At 63.7% G+C, this 7,935-nt stretch carries 7 protein-coding genes; 4 read left to right on the plus strand and 3 right to left on the minus strand.

Annotation, left to right across the window (positions count from 1 at the left end; all coding sequences use genetic code 11):
- Window positions 1-8: 8 nt before the first annotated feature.
- Window positions 9-2,024, plus strand: coding sequence for a multicopper oxidase family protein (locus ACFVYC_RS11090; protein ID WP_387549779.1), 2,016 nt, complete (start codon window positions 9-11; stop codon window positions 2,022-2,024).
- Between the two features lie 44 nt (window positions 2,025-2,068).
- On the opposite strand, the gene ACFVYC_RS11095 is transcribed toward ACFVYC_RS11090, so the two are convergent.
- From ACFVYC_RS11095 to ACFVYC_RS11105, 3 genes are read right to left on the minus strand one after another with little or no spacing between them, the layout of a single operon-like run.
- Window positions 2,069-3,226: an ABC transporter ATP-binding protein gene (locus tag ACFVYC_RS11095; RefSeq protein ID WP_387549781.1), complete on the minus strand. Its 1,158-nt coding sequence runs from the start codon at window positions 3,224-3,226 to the stop codon at window positions 2,069-2,071.
- On the minus strand, window positions 3,223-4,812 hold the full coding sequence (locus ACFVYC_RS11100; RefSeq protein ID WP_387549783.1) for an ABC transporter permease: 1,590 nt from the start codon (window positions 4,810-4,812) through the stop codon (window positions 3,223-3,225). The genes ACFVYC_RS11095 and ACFVYC_RS11100 overlap by 4 nt, the downstream gene beginning before the upstream one ends.
- Window positions 4,813-4,816: 4 nt before the next feature.
- Window positions 4,817-5,881 carry an iron ABC transporter substrate-binding protein gene (locus tag ACFVYC_RS11105; protein ID WP_387549785.1) on the minus strand — a complete coding sequence of 355 codons (1,065 nt, stop codon included), beginning with the start codon at window positions 5,879-5,881 and terminating at the stop codon, window positions 4,817-4,819.
- A 218-nt stretch (window positions 5,882-6,099) separates the two neighbouring features.
- Between ACFVYC_RS11105 and ACFVYC_RS11110 the strand changes: the two genes are divergently transcribed.
- The 3 genes from ACFVYC_RS11110 to ACFVYC_RS11120 form a co-directional block, all read left to right on the plus strand.
- Entirely contained in the window at window positions 6,100-6,579 is a 480-nt protein-coding gene (locus ACFVYC_RS11110) for a DUF2975 domain-containing protein (RefSeq protein WP_387549786.1), read from the plus strand.
- Window positions 6,579-6,785, plus strand: coding sequence for a helix-turn-helix domain-containing protein (locus ACFVYC_RS11115; RefSeq protein ID WP_387549788.1), 207 nt, complete (start codon window positions 6,579-6,581; stop codon window positions 6,783-6,785). Before ACFVYC_RS11110 ends, ACFVYC_RS11115 begins: the two co-directional genes overlap by 1 nt.
- Window positions 6,786-7,003: 218 nt before the next feature.
- Window positions 7,004-7,935: hypothetical protein (locus tag ACFVYC_RS11120; protein ID WP_387549790.1), on the plus strand; the 932-nt coding region annotated here is incomplete at its 3' end.

Consider the following 7,935-nt stretch of genomic DNA (forward strand, 5'->3'; position numbering starts at 1 on the left):
ATTTGTCCATGTCCATTTCACGCCGTCAGGCATTGCAAATAGGTGGTATCGGAATCATCGGCGCCTTTGGGCTGGCCGTACCCTTGGGGTCGGTCGAGGCCAAGTCTGCGAGCCGGTTGGATCCCCGCAACATGCCCAAGCCCTACCAGCGGACCTTGACTGTCCCATCGGTGCTTGCGCCCACAAAAAGCACGGTGGATGCCGATGGCCACACCAGGCACCACTACCGCATTGAGCAGAAGCTCAGCTCGGCCAATATTGTGCCGGGGCTGAGCACACCCATCCTTGGCTATAACGGGACGTTCCCGGGCCCCACCATCAAAGTGAAGCAGGGCGACCGCATCTCCTTGATGATGGACAATGTGCTGCCGCTGCTCCATCCGCAATGGGGGTACCGGCTCGATACGTCCACCCACCTGCACGGGTCGGCTTCGCTGCCGCAGTTCGACGGGTACGCCAACGATCTGACCGGACTTGGCTACTGCAAGGACTACGAGTACCCCAACTTCCAGCCGGCGAGGACTCTCTGGTATCACGACCATGCCGTCCACAACACGTCGCAAAGTGTCTATTCCGGGCTGGCGGGCCATTACCACTTGCATGACGACGTTGAACAGAGCCTGCTTCCCCAGGGCCAGTTCGATGTGCCGCTGACCGTTTCAGACGCCATGTTCGCTGCCAATGGCTTCCTGGGCTATGACGACAACACCCACTCCGGCCTCTGGGGTGACGTCATCCTGGTGAACGGAGCTCCGTGGCCAGTCATGAAGGTCCAGCGGCGGATTTACCGCTTCCGCATTCTCAATGCGTCCATTTCCCGCTCCTACCGTTTCTCCCTCAGCACCGGGGACGCCGTGACCATGGTGGCCACGGACGGCGGCCTGATGCCCTCGGCACAGCAGGTGACGTCCTGGCGGCACAGCAGTGCAGAGCGGTACGAGGTCCTCATTGATTTCTCCAAGTACCCGGCAGGAAAACGTGTAGAACTGCGCAACGGGTCCAACAAGAACAACGTTGACTACGACTACACGGGCCGGGTCATGGCCTTCGACGTGACTGATGAACCCGTCGATACGTCCGGACCGGCGGCAACGGTTCTGCCAACGCTGCTGACCTCGAGCACCACCATGAGCCTGACGACTTCCCAGTCGGTGAAGACCCGGCGCATGCGTGTGAAGCGGGACAACGACGTCTGGACCATCGGCGGCATGACGTGGGACGAGGTAGTCGAGAGCGGCTACAGGAAAGTCCTGGCAGACCCGGACCTGGATGATGTGGAAATCTGGGAGATCGAAAACAGCTCGGGTGGGTGGTTCCATCCAGTCCACATCCACTTGGTGGACTTCCAGATCCTCAGCCGCAACGGGAGAGCACCCTTCAACTATGAACGCGGGCCAAAGGATGTGGTCTACGTCGGCGAGGGCGAGACGGTCCGGCTGCTGATGAAGTTCGAGCATCACCGCGGCCGGTACATGATCCACTGCCACAACCTCCCGCACGAGGATCACGACATGATGGCCCAGTTCAGCGTGGGTATCGACACGAATGAGGACGATCCCAATCATCCGATTGAGGCGTCCAAGCCGCATCCGATCACCCCCGTAGTGGCGGAGGAACCGGACGACGAGCCCTCACCGGAAACGACTGAACCGGCCGCCGGTGGCGACCCAACCGGGACGCCTGAACCAACAGACACCGCAACGGCCACCGCGACGCCAACGGCTGAACCCCCGGCTGCCCCGACCGAGGTTCTCACCATCACCACCGCACGGCACCGCCTCCGGAAGGATATGACCATCGCGGGCACCTCTAAAGTCAACGGAACCGTCCCGGCAGGTTTGGCGCTGGTCACGATCTACGATGTCTCCTACGGACGTGCTCCCAGCAGGCTGGGTGCGGCCGCGATCAACTCCCTCGGTAACTGGTCCTACCAGGTCAAGCCTGGCCCCAGCCAACAGGTCATGTCCGTGAGGGCCGACTCCGATCGCGGCGGAACTGCAGCCAGCGAGGTCCGCACCGACTGACAGGGGTTCATGGCCAAATCGCTGAAACCTTCCCCTCCGCTTGGTCAGGAATCGGAGGGGAAGGCCACGCCTTCGCCTACCACCCGCAGGCATAGCTCCATGCCTGGCTGGGCAAGGGAGGCGTTCCAGTGCCGGATGGTGATGACCTCGCCGCCGCCCGGATAGCGGTGGTCGGTTCCGCTGGCCAGTTCAGGCGGAACCGCAAGCTTCAGCCGCACAGTTGTTTCGGGGCCGAAGTAGTCGGTCTCCACCACCACCCCGCGGATGGGGCCGTCCTCGGAGATGCGGATCTGTTCGGGCCGAAGCATCAGCTGCACCCGGCCCTGGGCGGGCGGGCGCCGGACGGGAATACCCCCGAGGGAGCAGGTTGCCAACGACCCTTCCATCCAGGCGTCCAGGATCACGGCGTCGCCCAGGAACTCAGCGGTGGCGCGGTCCGCAGGGCGGGTGTAGACGACAAACGGGTTGCCGATCTGTGCGAGTTTTCCGCCGCGCATCACCGCAACCTGGTCGGCGAAGGAGAGGGCTTCTGCCTGGTCGTGGGTGACCAGGACGGTGGTGACGCCCGCCTTGTTCAGCACCTTGGCAACCGTCCGCCGGGTGGCAACGCGGAGCCCGGCATCCAGTGCGGAGAAGGGTTCGTCCAGGAGCATCAGTTCCGGTTCACGGGCCAGGGCGCGGGCCAGGGCAACGCGTTGCTGCTGGCCGCCGGAGAGTTGGTGCGGACGCCTCTTCGCCATGTCCGGATCCAGCGACACCATCTCCAGGAGTTCGCGGACCCTGGCTGCTACGCCCCGCCGGCCCCCGTCCAGTTTGGCCTGGTCCAGCCCGAAGGCCACATTCTTGGCCACCGTAAGATGCGGAAACAAGGCTCCGTCCTGGGCCACGTACCCGATATGCCGTTTATGGGCCGGAACCCACGCACCGTCACCGGCTACCTTTCTTCCGTTAATCGAGATGCCGCCCGTTGCCGGATGCTCAAACCCGGCGATCAGCCGCAGCAGGGTGGTTTTGCCCGAGCCGGAAGGCCCAACGATAGCGGTGGTTCCGCCCTTGGCCACCGAGAGGTTGACGCCCTTGAGCACAGCCTGGGAGCCGAAGTTACGCGTGACCTCGGTGATCTCCAAATGGCTGTTGGTGGAGGTGTCCACGGACGGCGCGATTCGCGGTTCCGGCAGCCGGAGAGGGGATTGTTCGGTCACTCGCCGGCCACTTTCTTGGACTGCTGGAAGAGAAGGTAGGTAATGGGGGCGGAGAGCAGGATCATCAGGAGCGCGTACGGGGCGGCTCCGGCATAGTCGATCTCGCTGCTCTTGCTCCAGAACTCGGTGGCCAGCGTGCGGGTTCCGTTGGGGGACAGCAGCAGGGTGGCGGTGAGTTCGTTGGCGATGGCCAGGAACACCAGGGCGGCGCCGCCCGCGGCCGCCGGCGCCGTGAGCCGCAGGGTGACCCGGATAAAGGAGACCAGCGGCGGCTTGCCGAGTGCCTGCGCGGCTTCGTCGAGTTCCTTCGGTGCCTGGGCAAGCCCTGCCCTAAGGTTCACCAGGGCACGGGGCAGGAACAGCAGGACATAGGCTGCCACCAGCACGCCGGCCGTCTGGTAGATCCCCGGGACCAACCGGATACTGACAGTGACGAAGGCCAGGCCCACCACAATGCCCGGCAGCGAACTGGTGACGTAGTTGGAAAGTTCCAGGGACTTACTGAACCAGCTGGGACGTCGGACGGCCAGGTAGGCCATGGGAAAGGCCACCACCGTAGTAGCCACGGCTCCTGCCAGGCCGTAGCCAAGCGTGGTCAGGAGGGCGGGCAGGAACTCATCCGGAGCCCAGATGCCCGCCCCTCCTGCCACGGTCCAGCGCAGTACGAAGAAAAGGGGGAGCCCGACGGCCAGCGCCGTAAGCGCCAACAGGAAGAGCTGGGCAGGAACCTGGTAACCACGCATGGGCAGCCGCAGAGGCTTGGCCTGGGCGCCGGACCCGATGCGGGCATACCGGGCATTCCCGCGGCTGCGTACTTCGGCGAGGAGCAGGAGAAGGCAGAAGAACACCAGGACACTGGCCAGCATGTTCCCGGCAGCGCCGTTGAAGGTGGACTGGTACTGGACCATGATCGCGGTGGTGAAGGTATCGAACCGGATCATCGCGAAGGCTCCGTATTCGGCCAGCATGTGGAGCCCCACCAGGAGTGCCCCGCCTGTCATGGCGATGCGCAGCTGGGGGAGCACTACGCGGAAAAATGTCCGCCATGCACCCAGACCCAATGCCGCTGCCGACTGTTCTATTGCCGGGTCCAGCCGGCTGAGGGTGGCTGCGGCCGGGATATATACGAGCGGGAAGTAGGAGAGCGTGGCAATCAGGACACCGGCAACCAGCCCGCCCAGTGATGGGACGGCCGAAACCCAGCCGTAGCTGTTCACGAACGCCGGTATTGCCAGCGGTGCTGCAAGCAGGACTGCCCAGATCCGGGCACCGCGAAGCTTGGTGCGTTCAACGAGCCAGGCGCCGGCCACGCCCAGGAGAAGGCAGAGCGGGACTGCGAGTGCCATCAGCAGGAGGGTGTTGAGGAGCAGTTCGAGCACTCTCGGCCGGAGGATGAGTTCGACGGCGATGTCCCACCCGGTTGCCACCGTCATGTACACCACGTACCCCAGCGGCACGAGGGAAAAGAGGGCGATCAGTATCGCCAGGATGGACACCGCTGAAACGCCGAAAGGCGGGCGGGGGCTGCTGCCCCGGCCCGCCGTCGTCGTGCTCCTTTGAGGGGGAGCCGAGAGGTCGGGAGTCACGAAATTACAGAAGTCCCGCCTTGGTCATCAGATCGGTGACCTTCTCGGAGTTCAGCTTGGCGGGGTCGACGGTGGGCGCTTGCAGGTCCGCAATCGGGACCAGCTTTTCGTTGGCCGGGACATCCGAGGCGATGGCGTACTCGAAGGACGTGCCATCCTTCAGGACTTCCTGGCCCTTCTTGCCGGTGATGAACTTCAGGAACGCCTGCGCGGCGGCTTCGTTCTTGGAGGTCGTCAGCACACCGCCGCCGGAGACGGACACAAAAGCGCCCGGATCCTGGTTCTTGAAGTAGTAGGGGGTGACGTTGTTGGAGTTCTCGCCGGTCTTTGCCTGGTCGCCGTAATAGTAGTAGTGGTAGATCAGTGCGGCATCCACTTCGCCGGCGTTGACTGCTTTCATGGCGGTGCTGTTGCCCTTGTACTCCTTGAAGTTTTCCTTCATGCCCGCCAGCCACTCTGCTGTGGCTGCTTCGCCCTTGAGCTCAAACAGAGCGGAGACGATGGCCTGGAAGTCGGCGCCGGACGGCGAGGCAGCCCACTTGCCCTTCCACTCCGGGTTGGCCAGGTCCAGCATGGACTTGGGCAGCTGGTCCTCGGTCAGCTTGGTTTTGTCGTAGACCAGGACAGTGGAGCGGGCGGCGATCCCGGTCCACTTTCCGGTGGTGGGCCGGAATTTTTCGGGCACCTGTTCTGTTGTGGCCTTGTCCACGTCAGCGAAGAGGCCGGCGTTCTCCACCTGCGTCATCGCAGGGGAGTTCTCGGTAAGGAAGACGTCGGCCGGGGACGCTGCGCCTTCCTGGATGATCTGGTTGGACAATTCCGTGTCCGAACCCTGCCGCATGGTCACCTTGACGCCGGTCTCGGCCGTGAAGGCGTCAATCCATTCCTTGGTCAGGCTCTCGTGCTGGGCGTTGTACACCGTGATTTCGCCGGAGACTGCTTCAGTTGATGCGGGGGCAGAGGCTGGATTGGTAGAGGTGGGCGTGGTGCTGCCGGCGCAGGCCGACAGGCTGAGGGCGGCGCTGGCGGCGAGGGCGATGCCGGCCAGAGCGCGGTTGCGAATCTTCATTGAGGCGCTGCTTTCTGGGAAAGAGTGGGTGGACCTGGGGAAGATGCCCACGTGAGGAACTGTAGGGTAAGGGCACCCTAAGACAGAAGCAGGAAAGCGCTTTTAGTGACCAGCGTCACATCAATTATGAAACTGTTGCATGCCCTATTGCCCGCCCCTCGCATCGGTCCAATTGGCTATCGATTGACTTTCGATAGGTAATGGTCGAGGATCGATGCATGCAGATTAACCGTTTGGCCGTCATTGCCCTTCGAATCGTCCTCGTGGTGGCATTCCTCCTATTGCTCCTTTTTCAGGTCATGTCCATCCCGGGCCAATTCGCCCACATGGCGCAGGAGGACCCGGATCGGGCGAACCTGCAGTGGCCCTTGACCATCCTGTTTGTCCTCGAGGTGGCCTGTGTCCAGGTGGTCATCGTGAGCACCTGGAAATTGCTCAGTATGGTGAAGCAGGACAAGATCTTCACGAGGGCAGCCCTGGTATGGGTGGACGCGATTGTCTGGTCCATCGCTGCAGCGTGGACGATGTTCGCCGTGTTCTCCGCCGTGGTGGTCCTCAACGCCGATGACCCCGGCGTGCCGATCCTGCTGATCCTGATGCTTGTGGCCGGGGCCGCCCTCGGCCTCGTGGTGGTGGTGCTGCGCGCCCTGCTGCGGCAGGCCGCGGACCTGCGGGCCGACATGGAAGCGGTGATCTGATGCCCATCGTGGTGCGCATCGACGTCGAACTGGCCAAGCAAAAGATGAGCGTGGGGGAGTTCGCGGACCGCGTGGGGCTAACGCCCGCCAACGTTGCCGTACTCAAGAACGGGCGGGCAAAAGCGGTCCGTTTCAGCACGCTGGAGGCCATGTGCCGGGTCCTGAAGTGTCAACCCGGCGACCTGCTGGAGTTTACTGAGGAATGAGCCGGGGCACTTAGCCAAAGCGCCCCATCTTCAGTGTGACTCCACTTCGACAATCCTGATTCCGATGTGACGGCGTCTGCGATGGTCGTGACTCCGCCCGCATTACGAGTTGGGATTTTGTCGATTTGTTTTAGGTTTTCCTAGACTTTCTGCGACTTTTGGTTTTAGGCTGTTGGCATCCGTCGAATGCATTGGTACTGGGGGTGGTACGCATGGGTATGGCTCGTTCTTCGTGGCGTGCGTTGCGTCCTGTGCTCCTTGCCGGCGCGGCGACCCTGACCTGGCTGACGTTTTCGTCGCCGGCGGCTTCAGCGGATGCGCTTTCTGATACTTCGTCCCTGGTGGGCGGCGTTACCAGCACGGTTTCCTCGGTCAAGGATAAACTCTCCGGCCCTGCACCTGCTGTCTCTGTGCCGCTTCCTGCTGTTTCCGGCCCTGCTGCTGCGGTGCCTTCTCCAGGGTTGCTTCAGCCCGTGGTGGGCCAGGTTTCGGGGCTCGCGGAGAACATTGTCGCGGCGGTACCGGTGGTGAACCGGGTGGTTCCCGCCGGTGCCGTGTCTGCTGTTGCGGTCCCGGTTGCCGGAGCCGCTGACGAAGCCACCGCGGCGGTGGTGGACGTTGTGGTTGTTCCCGTGGCCGGTGCTGTGCCGGTTCTTGAGCCCGTGCTGCAGCCCGTCGCTGACGCGGCCACAGGCAATGCCCGGCTGCCGGTGACGGTTCCTGACCCGCCCGTCGTACCGGCTGCCCCCGATCCTTCCGACGCCGATTCTTCCGGGGCCGGTCTGTTTGACGGCGACGATCTTTCCGAGGCCGGAACGGCCGTGGCCGAGGCTCCTGGTGCTGTTTTTGTAAGCCCGGCGGTTGCGGGCGTGCCCGGGCCCGGCGCTGGGCAGGGCCAGGGTTCCGCCGCCTCCCTTGCAGGTTCGGGTGCCCTGGCGGGGACAGGGTCTCCGCTGTGGGCGTCGCTCGCGGGATCTGGTGTGGAGGCCGGGCAGCCTGAGACGGCTGACCCTTCGCCTGCGCCTGCCCCGGATCCGGCTGTCCCGGTTCCGGCCGTCCCGGGGTCGGGGGCCGGCAGCGGTCCGTCGGGGTCCGGTTCCTCCGGTGCTGCGGCGTGGTTGAGCCCGTTCAGCTTTGTTCTTCCTGTTCC

The sequence above is a fragment of the Pseudarthrobacter sp. NPDC058329 genome (assembly GCF_042879835.1).
In the GTDB taxonomy this organism is placed as follows: domain Bacteria; phylum Actinomycetota; class Actinomycetes; order Actinomycetales; family Micrococcaceae; genus Arthrobacter.